Consider the following 16,938-nt stretch of genomic DNA (forward strand, 5'->3'; position numbering starts at 1 on the left):
TAGACTGCTCAAGCCCGTAATATTTAGAACTGTAGTCTCTTGTGTTTAAGATAATTTATATGGGAATCTTAAAACACTTGAAATGAAACGAATCATCCGAGAATACATCCATGAAGTGGGAGATGATTTTGGTCAAAAACAGGTTCTTCATCAGAATCCTTGATGGTTATTGCTAATATCATCGATTCCTACGAAGTTTTGTCTTTTTAAACTTGGAGAGAACTAGCACAATTATAATGATTTATCTGGAATTAATTTTGTTGACAAAGGGTGAATTTTTTCAACAAAAATGGTAAGTGGCATAAAACTAAGTATTCCCTATTTGAAATTAGCTTCTGCCATTTGCTTCCGATTTTTCCATGATCAAATAATCTTGGCACTGCACATTTCAAAACAATATAGGCGTTGGGAAACCGAATGGGATTGAGTCTATGCGAAAATCATTCTGTTTGGTTCTCCTCTTTACCGCGGTAGAAAGTGCTTTTGAGTTTATCGAAATATTTTGCGAAATAAGCCACCTTTGGGTTCGTCCTCGGAGTAAGAATTATAACTGTAGCCATACCCGTATACGTAGTTATGTCGATTGAGTCCAAATTTATGCATGTCGTTCACAACGACATAGAAGTTATTGAAGCCCATTTTTTCCTTAAGATCATTGGCTACCTGCACTTGGTTGATAAAGGAATAGTTCTGCCTTAAAACAAAAAGATTGATGTCTGTATATTTGGTTAAGTCCAATGTTTCTGAAACAAGGCCGATAGGAGAGGTGTCAATGATCACAAAATCGTAATGCTCTTTAAGAGAAGCCATCAGTCGTTCGAATTTCTTGGTGTTGATAAGTTCCGTACTCCTTTCCAGGTAGGGGCCTGCATTCAAGACCTCGAGATCTTCCTGATCGGTAGCTTGAATCAAGTTTTCCCAAGCCTCGCCTTCCTGTGTTAGAAATGTAGTCACACCGAACTTGTTGTGGATTAAGTTAAGTTCTTTACTGATGGCAGGTTTTCTCAAGTCCATGCCAACCAAGATTGTCTTTTTACCCAATGCGGCATAAGCGCTGGCAATTTTTATACTGATATAAGTCTTGCCTTCTCCTGGTCGGGTCGAAGTAACCATTATTGTACCTTTGTTTTTGAAATCAAATCGGATGGCCAAATTGGATCGAATCGTTCGGAATGATTCGGTTATAATTGATTTTGGATTGTGAACCAAAATATTGTTTTTCTCTTTTTCCCGAGGCACAAATCCCAAAACGGGAATGTTCAGTAAATTTTCAACTTCTTTTGGGTCTACTACTTTATGGTAAAAAATGGACCAAATAATCAAGAAAAGCAGGGGAATCGAAACGCCCAAGGAAACTCCAATTGCCAAGTTTCTGGAAAGTTTTGGAGAAATAGGGGAAGAATTGAGCATCGCTGCATCCAAAACCCGATGTTTGGTAATGGTTGAGGCTTTTTGGATTTCCGTTTCTGCTTTTCTTTGTAAAAGGAAGGTATAAATGGATTCGTTGATTTTAAATCTTCTTTGGATGGAAGTGAGATTTCTTTCCACTTCCGGGAGTTGGTTAAAATCCTTTTCTACCACACTGATCATGTCTTGTAGCCGATCGATGTGGTTACTGATATTCAGGATGGCATTGGTATTGCTTTCTTTTAGATTATTTTTTAAGTTCTCGATTTTGTTGTTTAGTTCCCGGATGTAGGAAAAGGAGTCACCCGCCAAAACCCCTTTTAATCCTGATTTTTCATTTTGAAGGTTCAGAAGATTGGTGACTGTGTTGTTGAAGATAGGATCTTCAATCCCGATTACAGAGGGGACTATGAGATTTCCCCCCTCTGGATCTGTCAGATATTTTTGCAGGTTTTTGTAATATTCCAATCTTAGGTTCTGCTTGTTTAATTCATCGTCCAACTTGACAGTTTCATTCAAGATATTGGATCCTTTTTCAGAGAGATTGGTGATCCGGTTTATTGTCCGGTAGCTCTGCAATTCATTCTCGTATTGGTTTAAGCTATCCGCTACGGTTGTGATTTGGTTTTGTATAAATTCAAGGCTTTGCTGCGAGATAAGACTCTTTATTTTGAGATCACTCGCCAGAAAGGTGGTCATTAAGGTGTTGATGTAGAGTTCTCCGATTTCCTTGTCAGGATGGGCTATTTTTAAGAGTAAAGCAGTATTGCCTTTGCTCTCCGGTCCGATATTGACCATGCTTTTATATTTTTTTGCCAGACTTCCGTCGCCTTGAATTTTGAAATAGACACTTTCAAAATTTTCATTTTGACCGTTGAAAATAGAGAATTCGAAGTATGGGTTGCTGATGATTTGGCCATATTCACCTTGGAATGGACCTAGATCCCCCCCCTTAAATGGAGAATAGACGTCCGCTTTTCCCCCGAATTGTTTGGTGTAAATCTGTGTATTTGCCGAAACTTCTATTTCAACGATAAATTCGTTTTCTTTTCCGGGGATGATTTTGAAAAGAGCATTGATCAACTGTGGTTTTTCCCAATTGGCCTGTACTTTTATGGGGTACTTGTTGTAAATGGGTTTTAATCTAAAAAAATTTTCTTTGAAATATGACACATTTAAATCCAGCTGCTTGACTGTTTCATAAGCTAATGAATATGTTTGTAGATTGACGATCTCATTTTGAAGGGAGGTGTTTTCGGAAGGGCCACCCGTAGAGGAAAATATATCGAGGCTGAGATTGTTTTTGTCCTCACTGATCAGCAGTAATCCTTCTGATTCATAGATGGGTGTGGTTTCCTTGGTGATGTAAAAGGCTAAAATTGTGGAAATAAAAACACTTCCAAGGAAAATGTACCAATTCGACAGTGTTTTTTCTAAGATCCTATTTGGATTTAATATATCTATTTCTGAGGTGCTTAACTTTGGTGGATTCTCTTGCATGGGAACTTTTGGATTAATTGAAAAAATTGAGCAATAAAAGAAATGTTGTCACAAGGCTGGAAAAAAGAAGGATATTCTGACTCGCATTTTCAGTTCTGGCAAACTCCCTTTGCTTGAGCGGTTCAGCATAGATCTGATCGTTTGTCTGTATGAAATAATAGGGGGTTTTGATGATACTCCTGTCCAACAAATCTACCCGATGGATCTTGGTGCCATTTGGGTATTGACGTAGGATCACCACTTCGTTTCTCTTCGCAAAACTTGTGAAATCACCCGCATTGGACAACGCTTCAAATATGGTAAGCCTGTCCTGGAGCAGCGTAAACTTTCCTGGTCGGTTGACTTCGCCAAATATGGAATATCGAATACCGCCCAATTTCACCCGAACAAAAATCTCTTCGCTTACTACTTCAAGTAGTGCATTTTGGAGCTTTGTTTTGGCTTCATCCAAAGTTGCTCCATCAACATTTATTTTCCCGAGGAGCGGAAGGTCAATCTCTCCCTCCTTGTCGACCGTATATCCCGTCATATAATACACATCGGCCATTCCCTGACCACCGGCCCTCATGGAATTGCCATCTTGAAACTTAAACGCCTCGTTGATAAAGGGCACCGTGGTTTTGATGTCAATACTGATAATATCGTTGTATTGTAGTCTGTATTCTGATATTTCGTAACTAATCAATTGGTCATTGATCAAACTTTTATCATTCTTTATATTTTGAAGATACACCAATGAACTGTTGGAGATGCATGCGTTTAAACTTAAAAAAATTAACAATAATGAAATGGAATAAATGACACGAAAATTCATATGATTTTTATGATTTCGCAAATTATTTAAAATTTCGGCTGCCTTTCCTAATCAAAACTTCTGAAATGCTTATTTATGTAAACTAAATGTCTGGAATAAAAACGAGAGAATAAATATGCTAAATCTTTATACAAAAAAATTTGAAGGCATATGGCTACTGTGATTCGTGGTAATTGGTCTAATTTGATCGAATTGATTTTAATGACCCGACGAATCTTCTTAAAAATATTTTATGCACTTTACACTTCAACCCTGGCGTAATAATGCTTCATAATTAGGCGTTTTGAACTTTTTTTATTTCTCCATATCGATCCTCCACCATATTCTCTAATTTTCTTGCAGGTTATAACTTTATTAGGAAACCCAAGGCCCATTTCGGGTTAAATATATTTTTTTTGCAGCTTGGTTTTATGGTGCTAATTCCTATCCGAAAATCTTATTTAAAAGGATATTTTGATCTTTCCTCCAAGGAGTATGCGGGGTTATCTGAAAAAACAACATGGTCAGTTTTCGATAATTATAATCCTCTTTGCCTTCCATATCGACTATTTGAAGGATACTTTAATTTAAAAAATAACACTTGGTATACAGTTTAATTCCTTTCATTCCCCAATAAAACTTTTCTCTGTCCATTATTGGTTTTTAATTTCCAAATTTGATTTAACAAAGCAGTTTAATCTCTTGTCTATGAATTTAAATAAAATTCTGCTATCATTCGCGTTTTTCATAGCGCTGGTTCATCCGAATCTGCAGCCTTGGGCAATATTAATATTGAAAATCCACTGAATGGGTTTCTAGGATTGGAAGAGGTGGATCCCTTTCCTCAAATAACGTTGAAAGGTCCCGCTGAATTTAAAGAAATCTATAGAGAAATTATTTTCTCAAAGGTAGCCAAGCAGTTGGTTTTGAACGGAGATTAAGCAGTACTTGATAATAATATTATTTGGAAAAATTTCTACTTGTTAATGGTCTTTACTTAATTGGTTTTTAAAATTTCCAATGAGGAAATCATTCAATCAATCAAAATGGTATGGAGTTCGGGAGAGCTCAATGGAACAATTACGCCTTCTGGAATTATAATGAAAAGAGCAGAAGAATTTCCCAAAAACATTAAATTCCAAAATTATTTTTCTCAGTTGAAATTTTCTGAAACTGGTGGATTGAAACCAGGAGGAAGGCTTTATTTTTCACACATGCCTGAGAAAAAGGTTAAGGACAATGATTTGCAGATCGCTCTGACTCCAGTGGGTCTTTCCAAAGAATTGGATGAGGTTGATTATTCGAAGAATAGCATAAAGAAAGAGGATGAATCAGTGATTCAGCTGTTTGAAACAATGTTTTTGCATCATTTAATTGAAAGAACAGTTTAGAATTCTTATAAGAATAGGTTGGATTCCCAATATGCATTTATCGCTAAAAAACTAACTTTTAAATTTGATTACTCTCTGGTGGTAAAAAGAGGATGTAAAGTAGATTTAGGAACCTTTAGCATTGAGCCAATAGAGCATGTATCTGCATGGAGGAAGTCTTATTTTGAAGCTGTCGAGATAGGTAGATATGAAAGTAATGGTTTGATTAATGTTGTAGCGAATTTTCATAAACTAACTAAAATTATAAACTAATAATATATAATAACAGAACAATAGAAGGCAAGTAAACTAGCGGTCAACAATTGCCATCATCAAAGAGGAGCAGTTTAAAGTTGGTTGTAACAGGACCTTAATTTTAATAAAATCCTATACCATGAAAAAATCAATGTCAATAGTCTCTCCCTATTTTAAGTATTTTATGCAAGGGTTCACTGTTTTATTTTTTAACAATCGGTATGGGATAGAAAAACAGCCTGAATATTTTCAATCGAATAAGAATTGGACTTCGTGCGTACGGTATTGGCATGCCGGGTTTTATTATTTTCCTACAGGTTCCATTTATATTAACCGATTAGAGAATCTTTTTCTGTTGGTTAATGTCACATAAGTTTCCCAATGCAGAGAATCACCACACATTTCCAAAGGGGACAGTATTTGGAATCTGTTGAGGGAATGAGCATTGAGGTGAATAAACAATATATAAATATTGAAACGGGATTTTTCTCAACCTTTTTTTAAGCAGAGAATAATTCTGAGTTTTACATTAAGATTTCATTATTTCTTGGGAAGGGAACAAGAGATAATTCATTTGAATCCAAAACCCTTGAAGCATTTATTATGGAATATTCCTTTGCGAATGGAGACTTATAAGAAGGTAGTTTTATTATGAAAAATTCATTGTTAGATAAGCTTGGACGGTTTAGCATTGGTTTTTTTTTCAATACCAAAAAAGATTATGATCAACTTAAAAATTAAAATATTGCTTTCAAAATGGATTGTTAAGATTCCTTTCCTACCTGTCTACTTGGTGTTTTTCATTGATTTTTTATTGATGCTTAGTTGTATGGGTTTCATTTATTTTCTTTTGGAAAGTGTAGCACCTTCTTATATGAGTTATGATGAAGGTATCTTATGGTCTGCCATCATGTTGGGCTTTTTAAGCTTAGTTATGGTTTGGAAAAGGACCCACAGAGGCATCGTTAGGTTTTCTGACGTCTATGAGTTCATTAATTTTGGTTTTATTTTCTCGGTCCCTTTGCTCCCATTCCTTTTTCTTTTTTTATTGGATTTTATTTTGGATTTTGATTTTAATCTCCCAAAATCTTTCATTTTTTTGTCACATGTAGGGTCTTTCATTTTTCTTGTTTTGTATCGATTGGTCATAAAAGAGTTTTTTTTCAGGATTCAGCGGGTTAAAAACCAATCGAGTAATATCGTGATTTTTGGGGGTGGACAAGGAGGAATGCTTGTTTATCAAATGTTAAATCGAGAATTGAATTCCGAATTTCATGTTTGTGGTTTTTTTGATGATGACAAAGGGAAAACCAATAAACTACTTTATGGGATTCCGATCCTTTCTGGGGATGACCTTCTTCAGAAAATATTTATAGAAAAGAATATTTCAGAGTTGATAGTCGCCGCTAAGGAGATATCCAATCGAAGGAAAAAAGAATTGTTTGACCTGTGTTATACGTTTCATGTGAAGGTGCGTTTTCTACCTACTTTGGAGACTTATGAAAGTAATAAACTTGAGTTGAGGGATTTACGTAACATTAAATTGGAGGAGCTTCTGGGAAGGGATATTATTGAATTGGATCAACATCATCTTTCTGAATGTTTTGAAGGAAAAGTGGTGTTGGTAACAGGAGCGGGTGGGTCTATTGGGAGTGAGCTATGTAGGCAGATCTCCAATTATCCAATTGCTAAGCTTGTAATGTTAGATATAGCCGAATCTGCACTTTATGATATCACCCAAGAATTGGTAAGAAAGAACCTGTCCTTTTTTGTTGATCCTGTCTTGGTGGATATCAGAAATAGCAAGTCAATAAATCAAATATTTTCTAAATACAAACCGCATCTTGTTTTTCATGCAGCTGCCTATAAACATGTTCCTTTGATGGAATCTTTTCCTAAGTTGGCAATTGAAACCAATATAATAGGAACCAGGAATGTTGCTGATGCCGCAGTAGCCAATGGAATAGAGAAGTTTATCCTTATTAGTACAGATAAAGCCGTGAACCCTACCAATGTAATGGGGGCCAGCAAGAGGATGGCCGAATTGTATATCCAATCCAGGTTTTATTCTCCTTTTACACCTTCTCCTACTCAATTTATTACCACCCGTTTTGGAAACGTGCTTGGTTCCAATGGTTCTGTGATTCCCCTGTTTATGAAGCAAATTGAATCAGGTGGGCCAGTTACGGTTACGCACAAAGATATTGAACGCTATTTTATGACTATTCCGGAGGCATGCAAGCTTGTCATGGAAGCAGGTTCCATGGGAAACGGTGGGGAAATTTATGTCTTTGATATGGGTGATTCTGTTAAAATTTATGATTTGGCAGAAAAAATGATAAGTTTAACAGGTAAAACTCCCAATAAAGACATTCATATTGAGGTTACAGGTCTTCGGTCGGGAGAAAAATTATTTGAAGAATTAGTGGGTTTAAGTGAGAAATTCAAGCTTACCCATCATCCAAAGATCCATATTGTGCAATCTTTTCCTCCTGATTTTTTAATTGTCAGTACCGTTATTGAGGAGCTTCATCTTGGTTTATTGAATGATTTAAGTGAAGACAAACTCATAAGGAAAATAAAACAAATAATCCCGGAATTTGTAAGCAATTATTCCCGATTTGCAATTTTAGACAATTCAAACTAATAATATTATGACCCTTCGTAGCATTACTACCAATATTCTATTGAGTCCAGCTATATGGATTTATTGGATCTTGATTTCTTTTTTTTTGATATCCGATTTTTCTGTATTTTTTGTTGTTTCTTTTATATTTGTATTTGTTTTTTTTTCAACTTTATGCCTTACTATCTGATCAAAAATCTGGAATCTAAATTTCATGCGGTTCAAGATAAAATGACAGATGGAGTAAGTCATATTTTGGTTCTGGGTGGTGGCCATACGCCCAATACTGAGATATTATTTGAACAACAATTAAGCAATACTGCTTTGCGCCGTGTACTTGAAGGTGTACGGTTGGCGAATATCCATCCCAATTCTTTGTTAATAATGAGTGGTCAATCTCTGAAACTAGGACATCCTTCACAAGCTGAAATTCAAGCTGAAGTTGCGATTACTATGGGGGTAAAAAAGGAATTTATAAAAATTATTTCTGAGCCTTATAATACTGAAAAAGAGGCGATTTTTTATAAAATGAATTTTGCTATTCACAAAAAACCAATATTTCTGGTCACAAAGGCCCTTCATCTTAAAAGAGCGTTATTCATATTTTCAAAACTCGGTTACAATATTATACCCTCTCCATCTTATTTTGTATATCAAAATTTTAATCCACATTTAGGATGGTTTTTGGCTCCTGATTTTAATTTGATTCTTCATTTTGGTGAATATTTAAAAGAGATTGTGGGCTATAATGTTTTTAGATGTAAGATTGCCATTGGATTTAAATCATTTTCGTCCACCAAGTTAGATGTGCAGAAAAATTAAATAAAAAGTAGTTTTCAAATTCTCAATAATTAATTTAACTTTTAAGTGGTAGTAAAATCAGATTATTACCGACAAATTGACTTCATCGACTTGATTGATTTATTCATATTGACCAAAATGCAAGTCAATTGTTTAAACGTTCAACCAACAATACCCCTAACTCCTTGAAGAATCCTCTTCTTATAGGTGCTGTAAAGCTTGCAATAGTTACTTCTTTTGCATTAAAACCAGTGACGTGATCCAAGTTTATTAAGTAGGATTTATGAATACGGATAAACTTTTTTTCTGATAGTTTTCCTATCACGTCTTTTAAAATATCTCTTATTACATATTGTCTTTCTATAGTGTAAATTCTCGTGTAAAGTCCATCTGCTTTCAACATGATTATGTTATCCTCATCAATTGGTACAAGGAAGCCTTTATCCCTTATATTTAAGATGTTTTTTGTTACTTTCTTATTGAGATATTTAAGAAAAGTAAGATTTACGGTCGTTATCAATACTTCTTTGGTAAAGGGTTTTAGAAGGAAAGAATCGTATTTGAGACCTGAAATTCTTTCCAAATATTTTTGATCCGAATGTGCGGTTATAAAAATGATTGGTACCTCTAATTTCTCACTTACGCTTTTGGCCAATTGTATTCCATCAATCTCTCCCTTTAACATTACATCCATTAATATTAAGTCAGGTTTGGATTCCATTATAAGTTTATATGCTTTTTCACCTTCCTCTTCATTTCCTACGATCTCGTGACCTGAAAATTTAAGAATATCCCTAATATTTTCAGCCAAATCCAATTCGTCTTCTACAATAAAAATCTTTTTCATTTTACGTAACTTTTTATCTTTATTTTTTATAGCTTTATTAATGAACACGAATCATTGAAGGATTCGAGTAAAATGTCCATTGTCGGAAGTATAATTTGATTTGCTTATCCCTCTATTACTAGGTTTTAGAGTATTTTTAATTTTATTTTTTAACCCAAAATTAATTCCCCTAAAAACATGGTCGATCTAATGTTTTAATTTTACTTCTGATTGAATTTATTTCATAAAGTTAGTAAAAAAAAACTTGTCTAGCAGTAAATAGATTTCTTTTATGATTTTTTTTGGAAATCCCCAATTGTTGCTCAACAATCTTATTCTTTATATATATAGTTTAGTCTTGATTTTTCTTTCATTATAAATTGAGATTTATAATGAAATGTTATTAAAAAATAGGTATCTAAGAGGTAAAATTAAAAATTTAATGAAATAATTGAATTAATAGTTGTTTATGTTTTTTAGCTCGGTAATTTGTCTATACATGTCTAGATAAAAATAAATATTGAGATATGCATATCAGCAATGATACCAATGGTCTAGTGTTCTAGGCTCTTATTTATTGGACAATTTAATTCTTGCTATTGTTTAACGGGTTCGCAGTCACTTATCCTTGATTCAGCAGGAAACGACCGAAGGTGACCTTTGAACCGATGTCGCATAATTTGGAGTGTTAGCCTAATCTGTTGGTTTGAGCCCAATTACTTCTTCAATTTGCAAATTTTTACCCTCATCGAGTGGGTTCAAATTTGAACAGGAAACATCTCATAGATTCACATTACCCTATATGTTTTAGTAAAAAAATTTGAGTAGTAAAGCTCTCTTTTTCATCGACGTTAAATTTACAGATTTTACCTATAATTACGTCCGATTATTTAAGGGGCCTATACAAACAGCTCAGTACTTTAAAAACCTTTTTGGGTTATGCCAAAAGGCAAGGGATCAAGGTAAATGATGGATATAAGGACTTTGCCATCAAAAAAGACAAACTGGAAGTGATTGCCTTGACCCAAAATGAATTTGATTTACTGGTAAATATTGACCTTGCCACTGAAAAAAGGCTTGATCAGGTCAGGGATGTCTTCATTTTTAGCTGTGTCACGGGTTACCGGTATTCGGACCTTGTCCAGCTCAGGAGAGAACACATAAAAAAGGATGAAATCAAATTGACTGTTAAAAAAACAAAGCAGGTTTTAATAGTCCCCCTAAATGTATTTGCAGTCGATATTTTGGAAAAATACAAAGAAATGGCTTTTCCGCTCCCCATAATTTCCAACCAAAAGTTTAATTTATATTTATAGGAGCTGTGCAAAAGAGCGGAAATCAACGAGCCTGTTGAAATAATCCGGTACAAAGGAGCGGTAAAAAACTCCAATATATATCCCAAGCACGAAATCATCAGTGCCCATACAGGAAGAAAAACTTTTGCCACATTGTCCTTGGAAAAAGGCATTCCTGCTGAAACCGTCATGAAAATTACCGGGCATACCGATTATAAAAGTTTCCAGAGATACGTGACGGTAACCGAGGAAAGAAAAAGAAACGAAATGCAAAAAGCTTGGGGTAAACCTATGTAAAAGTCAAGCTGGATTTAAAAAATGGTTGAACGTGAATTTATTTTCGAAAATCATCCTCCTATCAGTGATCATCATGGGAACGGCCATTGTTAATTGAGGGAAAGTTGGATGAGGTAAGGATTTTGGTTTTCGAAATGGTTCGTTCTTAGATTTCAAAAAACAAGCTTCATTTTTGGATTAACCCTCCAAATTCAATTCATACCACACAGATCTTCCCGCACCTTTTTGGATAAGGATACCATGCTGATGAAGGTATTGTAAATCCCTTGTGGCGGTGGATTTGGATAGTTTAGTGATTGACATATATTTCTTGGCACTCATACCGCCTTTGAAACCTTCAGGGCCAGCATCAAACATTTTACCCAAAACTTTGGTGTGACGGGCTTCAAGTAATTCTCTATATTGATCAAAGAATTTGGCTTTCTTCAATAGAAACCACACCAATACTTTGGAATCAAGTTGAGCTGCTATGATGACCTTCACGAAGTATTTGATCCAGTTGGTAATTTCCAAGGTACCTTGAGCATCTTTTAAAGCTTGATAATAGGAGTTTTTATCAGTCTCGATAAATTTTGAAATGCTTAATAAAATAGGCTTGTTTAAACCTTGGGACAATGCTTTCTCAGCAATGGCCCTTCCAATCCTTCCATTTCCATCTTCGAATGGGTGAATGGATTCAAAATACAAATGCGCAATGGCGGATTTCAATAGGGCTGAGGCTTGGCTATCGTTTGTCAGTAAGTTACCTTGGTTATACCATTCAACAAACCTTTCCATCTCTTTGGGAACCCGATCTGAGGGAGGCGCTTCAAAGTGCACCTGCTCTCTTCCCAACGGTCCGGAAACTATCTGCATGGGTTCTTTTCCACTTCTCCAATCTCCAACGAGCAAGTTCTTCGAATAGGCAAACAAGGTTGTATGCCAGGTTTTGAGCATATCCAAACTCAGGGGATCTTGAAAGCTTTTTCTAACAATCACCATTAATTCAGATATACCGGCCGCATATCGATCTTTTACCATTAAGGACGTTTTACTGAGTCCAAGTTTGTTCTTTATGGAGGACATCACATCTTCTCTGCTGTAAAACTCACCTTCAATGGCTGAGGATTTTATAGCTTCTGACACCATGATATTCAACAAGGTTTCCTCCTCCAAATCCTTGGAGAGTCCCTTTTCCATACCTTTCAATTCAGCCCAATCCAGTGCAAACTCCATGAATAAGGGTTGGAGTGTTTCCAAATCATATTTGAAATTTGGCCAGTCTTTGCGTTGCCAGTTGTAGGTCATGAGCCGATTGTTTTTGCTAAATGGCTCAAATATAGACATTTTTTGAGCCGATTAAAACATTTAATTGGCTCAGGAGTGCATCGCTCCTTTAGGTAGGGCAAAAGAATTTAAGGACAATGAATATTTAAGAGGCTGTTTTTTTCTTACATATATATGGATTTATATTTTAGATAGTATCAATAAATATTTTTAATCGTATATATAGATATATGTATATAAGGTATAGGGTATAATTAAATTTGGCTCATTATTGTCATTTTAAAATTAATTTTTTAAATTTAACTGAATATTTAATTGACGTTACAAGTAGGTTAATAAAGTTATTTATTAAATTTTTTTTTCATTTTTTCTTAAGGTTTCCAGAGATATGTAAAGGTGTCGAGGGAAAGAATTTAAAACGGAATGTGATAATCCTGTGAAAATTCGGTGCAAAAGTGATTCGGGCTTTAAATAATGTCATCATGAAAAAATTCAATCCAAAAAGACCTTTATGGCTTTACCAATTGTGGGAATACCTGTTATTGTTTGATGGCAAATCGGAAGAGGACAGGGTTCTTGCCTACCGATATGGCTGGTTCATCTATTCCAAAAATAAACTCCATTTTGAGGATTTTTCAAGGTTCGTCATCAGGAGAAAATGGTTCATTTACCTTTCCCTTGTTTATCCGATCATGATTGCCTTGTTCAGTCTGTTGTTTGCGCTGTCTTTTTTAAAACTAGAAGTTTGGATGATTTTGCCCTTGGCGTTTCTTTTTTCTGGATTGATGGGCACAATCATTTATATGCTGATAGGGAATACCCTTAAAAACATCCGTGAAACCAAAATTTTTCTGACTTATGTAGACCCAACCCATAAAATCAACAATTTCAGGGAATTTGAAAATCTCGGATATTGGGATCAGGAAGGTGCCGAAAGTTTTTATGAAAACATGAGGGCAAAACGTGACTATGTACCTATTGAATCCTTTCAGAACAGGCTTGATAAAACAGAGAAATTACTGGCAATCGATATTCTTTTGGGTGAACCCGGCACCTTCAATGAGCTGATCAACAAACTGTGCCATGATCCCAAAAACGCTTTGACCAAAGAAGGCATCTATAGGGTATTGGGTGAGATCCTTACAGCCTCCTCTGACAATATCAAAAAGGACATTACCAAGGGCGTAAAAGAAATACGGATTGGAGATAAACTTTCTGCCAAAAGGATAGACCAGCTCAAAAACGTAAAGGAGGTTTTTTTCAATGCCAAACTGGGAATGAAAGCTTCTGAAATTGATCAAATGATGTTTCGATAGATTTTTGGGATTTCCCAAAAAGGAATTTCCATTTCGGGATTGGGAAAATTTTTATCGCAAAAGAAAGGGGAAATCATACAGGTTTTAAAACCTCCTCAACATTAGTATTCAACCTAGTATTGGTGACCCCGTCCATGACACGGTAGCCTTCCAGCAGTTCATCGTGGGGGTAGGGGACCATCAAGTCAGCCATTTCTTCTTTGGCGAGGTCCTGCAAAAGCCATGCATCCGCAGCATCACCATCAAGAATCAATGGCATTCGTTTTCTTTCATTATGGATTTCAGCGAGCAGTGGTGAGGCTGGGACGGTAATGATGGAAAATGTCGGTATATTGTTCCAAACCGAATAAATCCCACCAAGTGTGATGAATTCTGAGGTTTTGGGCTTGATGTAAAAGGATTGGGATTTCTTCTGACCCTCGGGATGATGTGGTTCAAAAAAGCCAGTGCAGATCAGCAAGCACCTGTTTTTCCAATAGTTTTTGTAGGATCCCTTTTCAAAAAGTTCTTCCCCCTTTGCATTTAGGGTATTGGCCTTCCAATCCGACTCCTCCTTCACCCAATGGGGAATAAGCTTCCATCGATACATGTCGATCACTTTGGGGTCATGGGTGCTGATGGCCGGAAGATAGGGTTGGGCAAATCCGCTGAGGTAAAATGCCTGCTCAAAAAGCTCCCGATTGATCGCCTGCCGGCTGAATCTTTCCTGGATGAGTTCCAGTTTAAGTTGTTCGGATACGTGGTAGCACATGGTAGTCTAATTGTGGTATATGAAAATCCTCATTCCTTTCCGGCAAATGAAATCCCTGAAATACCAGCCATTTACTCACAAAATCGATTCTAATAACCTCTGTCAAATTCAATTCCATTTCCTTGCAGTCCCTGTTGCCCGAGCATAGATCAAGTTGGTTTTGTATGGGAGCAAAGCATTCCAGGCAAGGTATCTATATAAAGGAATACATGGATATACACATATATAAATATACAGATATAGGAATACACATTTTTAAAAAAAAACCAACAAAAAAGCCCCGAAGGGCCTTTTCTTTTTTTCAGCGTCTTATTTCCTGGCCATTTTCTTTTTTGGGGCAGGGACTTTTTTGCTGATGTAGGCCGTGTGGGTCTTTCCGTAGGTGTCTGCTTCTTTGAGGGCGGCCACTTCGAACGAAGTATTCATTTCCTTCAAAATCCACCATTTGGCTTTTCAGGATCCCTTCCAGGGTTTCTCTTGCGATGGATACCCTGATGATGTCAAGGCCGTTTACTTTGCTTCCTTTTCCGATGTAGGTTTTTTCAAATTGTGACATGACTGTATTGTTTAGAGGTTTAAAATTTGATTATGCCGGAGCACTTGGGGGTGAAATGGTCCACTTGAGACAAGGGCATGAAAGAAAAATTGTGGAAGGCTTCCTTTAGGAAAACCCTATTTTTTTGTCAGGGCAAAGCGTATCCTTGGCTTGTGGACTGAACCCCCCATCTTTGCATAGATCATAATTATAACCGGGAATGGCACAGGTACGACTCTGAAATAAATTCATCGGATTAGGTTGCATTTATGGCCTTCTCATTGGATTAGCCCAAGAATTGGAAAAAGAAGAAATTTGGACAGTTCGGGATTGAAGGGAATGAATTGGCATTGAGGTGGCCGCTAGGCAGACTTTACGAGAAGACCCTTGGCGACTTGAAAAAAGTACGGTTGGGGAAAATGTCTATTGAAAGAGTAGGGGCAGAAGAAAAACCATCGTCGGGACTTATGGGTTTTTTGTATACCCGATGTCATTCAAACTATTAATCTAAATTATAAATATGAAAATGCCGATTAAATCGACAAATCAAGATGTGCTGCTAAAGGAACTGCAGGAACTGAAAATCAGAAACAAAATAAAATTGAAAAGCCTCTTCCTGCTTCCCAAAGTCCCTCATGAACGTCTTGCCAAAGGAATTGAACTAGAGGGATTGGTTGAAATTGCCATCCAACATTCAGGAAAATGGGAAAAGCTTGAGTTAAAGGATTGTTTGAAGAGATTGGAAGAGCAGGGGATCATCATCAAAAACAGGCTGGAATAATTCCTGCTTCTTTGGATTAAGGTTTTCGTCTGTGAAATCTTAAAAATAGTACTTCGCCATTTTTATGAATCCATCATTCAATGAAAATGAGCTTGTAAAGGAGAGGCATATTCTTGTATTTTCCCTCAATGTGGAAAGTTTATAAAACAGATTAATCAATTCATACGCATAAGATTTTGCTATTCCCAAACCGTTGTTTCCTTGGATCTAAGTCGGGGTAATTGGTGAAAATTCATTTTTTACCCGTATAGTTATGTTTTGTACTACAAAGTAGAGCGAATGAAGAACTCTGCTATCCATGCTTTTCAGGTGGGCAGGCTAAAGCAAGTGTAGCCCACTATGAAATGCAGCAGAGTGGAATGGAATAGCGGGCTACTCTAGCAGTGCGGTGCCGGAGGTTGGTGAATGAAGAGAGTTGTCCCGAATCCTTTCGGTGGAGCGAATGGAATAAACCTACCGGAGGTACAGGGGAGGAGCGATGATGTTTCTGCTTTTTAATTATGAAAACACATTTTAGCTCACATTAAATTTTTTGGAAAATTCCGTTGAACTGTAACCTTTTTTGGTTGCTGATGGTGCAACTTTTACTAATATCCGGGAGAAAGTCTCCTTTTCACGATTATGAATCCCATAAATCAAAGATGGCTTAAGAGAACAGACGGCTCTATCGGTTATAGATTTTAACTATCAAAAAAATCATTCCATTGAGACCTGGGTCACATACCATTCTCTTCAGGCAACCTAAATTTGAAGTATCAAGTTTAAAAAAAAACAATCATGGAAGATCAAAACACAATAATATTGGCTAGAATCGGTGACACAGCTCCTGACTTTAAAGCAATGACTACGACAGGTCCAATGCAATTTTCAGAACATATCAAGGACAGTTGGACGATCCTATTTTCTCACCCCGCAGATTTCACTCCGGTATGCACTACAGAGATGACGGGTTTTGCCCTGAATCAAGATTTCTTTGACGAGAAAAACACCAAGCTGGTCGGCCTGAGCATTGACTCCATTCATTCCCACATCGCTTGGGTAAACAATGTAAAGAAAAATACAGGCGTCTTATTTGAGTTTCCAATCATTGCTGATATTGACATGAAGGTATCCAAACTT

General features: G+C 36.3%; 14 protein-coding genes. 8 read left to right on the forward strand and 6 right to left on the reverse strand.

Translation table 11 applies throughout. From position 1 onward, the window contains the following. Positions 1 to 489: 489 nt before the first annotated feature. Both F824_RS0117085 and F824_RS0117090 read right to left on the reverse strand, forming a co-directional pair. Complete coding sequence (locus F824_RS0117085) at positions 490 to 2,907, reverse strand: GumC family protein (RefSeq protein ID WP_019599145.1); 2,418 nt, start codon at positions 2,905 to 2,907, stop codon at positions 490 to 492. 13 nt (positions 2,908 to 2,920) lie between these two features. Further along, the gene (locus F824_RS0117090; protein ID WP_236613237.1) at positions 2,921 to 3,640 is read right to left on the reverse strand and encodes a polysaccharide biosynthesis/export family protein; all 720 of its coding nucleotides are present in this window, start codon (positions 3,638 to 3,640) and stop codon (positions 2,921 to 2,923) included. 1,106 nt (positions 3,641 to 4,746) lie between these two features. Between F824_RS0117090 and F824_RS0117105 the strand changes: the two genes are divergently transcribed. From F824_RS0117105 to F824_RS0117135, 3 genes are all read left to right on the forward strand, one after another. Beyond that, positions 4,747 to 5,091, forward strand: a complete 345-nt coding sequence (locus F824_RS0117105) for a hypothetical protein (protein ID WP_139189878.1) — start codon at positions 4,747 to 4,749, stop codon at positions 5,089 to 5,091. A gap of 1,168 nt (positions 5,092 to 6,259) precedes the next feature. Beyond that, a complete protein-coding gene (locus tag F824_RS0117125; RefSeq protein WP_236613239.1) occupies positions 6,260 to 7,972 on the forward strand; it encodes a polysaccharide biosynthesis protein in 1,713 nt (570 codons plus the stop codon). A 153-nt stretch (positions 7,973 to 8,125) separates the two neighbouring features. Beyond that, the gene (locus tag F824_RS0117135; protein WP_161629749.1) at positions 8,126 to 8,773 is read left to right on the forward strand and encodes a YdcF family protein; all 648 of its coding nucleotides are present in this window, start codon (positions 8,126 to 8,128) and stop codon (positions 8,771 to 8,773) included. 124 nt (positions 8,774 to 8,897) lie between these two features. Here the strand turns inward: F824_RS0117135 and F824_RS0117140 are convergent, their stop codons facing one another. Then, positions 8,898 to 9,599, reverse strand: a complete 702-nt coding sequence (locus tag F824_RS0117140; protein WP_026333773.1) for a LytR/AlgR family response regulator transcription factor — start codon at positions 9,597 to 9,599, stop codon at positions 8,898 to 8,900. 911 nt (positions 9,600 to 10,510) lie between these two features. Here F824_RS0117140 and F824_RS27990 point away from each other — a divergent pair. Together F824_RS27990 and F824_RS27995 are read left to right on the forward strand one after the other, a co-directional pair. Further along, positions 10,511 to 10,894 carry a site-specific integrase gene (locus F824_RS27990; protein WP_019599157.1) on the forward strand — a complete coding sequence of 128 codons (384 nt, stop codon included), beginning with the start codon at positions 10,511 to 10,513 and terminating at the stop codon, positions 10,892 to 10,894. Positions 10,895 to 10,936: 42 nt separating this feature from the next. Then, positions 10,937 to 11,170, forward strand: a complete 234-nt coding sequence (locus F824_RS27995) for a tyrosine-type recombinase/integrase (RefSeq protein ID WP_262500774.1) — start codon at positions 10,937 to 10,939, stop codon at positions 11,168 to 11,170. Positions 11,171 to 11,347: 177 nt separating this feature from the next. Here the strand turns inward: F824_RS27995 and F824_RS0117155 are convergent, their stop codons facing one another. Next, a complete protein-coding gene (locus F824_RS0117155; RefSeq protein WP_236613238.1) occupies positions 11,348 to 12,496 on the reverse strand; it encodes a Fic family protein in 1,149 nt (382 codons plus the stop codon). 422 nt (positions 12,497 to 12,918) lie between these two features. Between F824_RS0117155 and F824_RS0117160 the strand changes: the two genes are divergently transcribed. Further along, positions 12,919 to 13,752 carry a Bax inhibitor 1 family protein gene (locus tag F824_RS0117160; protein WP_019599160.1) on the forward strand — a complete coding sequence of 278 codons (834 nt, stop codon included), beginning with the start codon at positions 12,919 to 12,921 and terminating at the stop codon, positions 13,750 to 13,752. Between the two features lie 73 nt (positions 13,753 to 13,825). Here the strand turns inward: F824_RS0117160 and F824_RS0117170 are convergent, their stop codons facing one another. Together F824_RS0117170 and F824_RS26685 are read right to left on the reverse strand one after the other, a co-directional pair. Then, positions 13,826 to 14,503, reverse strand: coding sequence for an SOS response-associated peptidase (locus F824_RS0117170; protein ID WP_019599162.1), 678 nt, complete (start codon positions 14,501 to 14,503; stop codon positions 13,826 to 13,828). A gap of 301 nt (positions 14,504 to 14,804) precedes the next feature. Next, complete coding sequence (locus F824_RS26685; protein WP_248691073.1) at positions 14,805 to 15,059, reverse strand: hypothetical protein; 255 nt, start codon at positions 15,057 to 15,059, stop codon at positions 14,805 to 14,807. Between the two features lie 499 nt (positions 15,060 to 15,558). On the opposite strand from F824_RS26685, the gene F824_RS0117185 reads away from it, so the two are divergent. Together F824_RS0117185 and F824_RS0117190 are read left to right on the forward strand one after the other, a co-directional pair. Continuing rightward, on the forward strand, positions 15,559 to 15,819 hold the full coding sequence (locus F824_RS0117185) for a hypothetical protein (RefSeq protein ID WP_019599164.1): 261 nt from the start codon (positions 15,559 to 15,561) through the stop codon (positions 15,817 to 15,819). Between the two features lie 777 nt (positions 15,820 to 16,596). Beyond that, positions 16,597 to 16,938, forward strand: a 342-nt coding sequence (locus F824_RS0117190) for a redoxin domain-containing protein (protein WP_019599165.1), incomplete at its 3' end; no start/stop codon positions are given.

Source organism: Rhodonellum psychrophilum GCM71 = DSM 17998 (genome assembly GCF_000381545.1).
GTDB classification, from domain to species: Bacteria; Bacteroidota; Bacteroidia; order Cytophagales; family Cyclobacteriaceae; genus Rhodonellum; species Rhodonellum psychrophilum.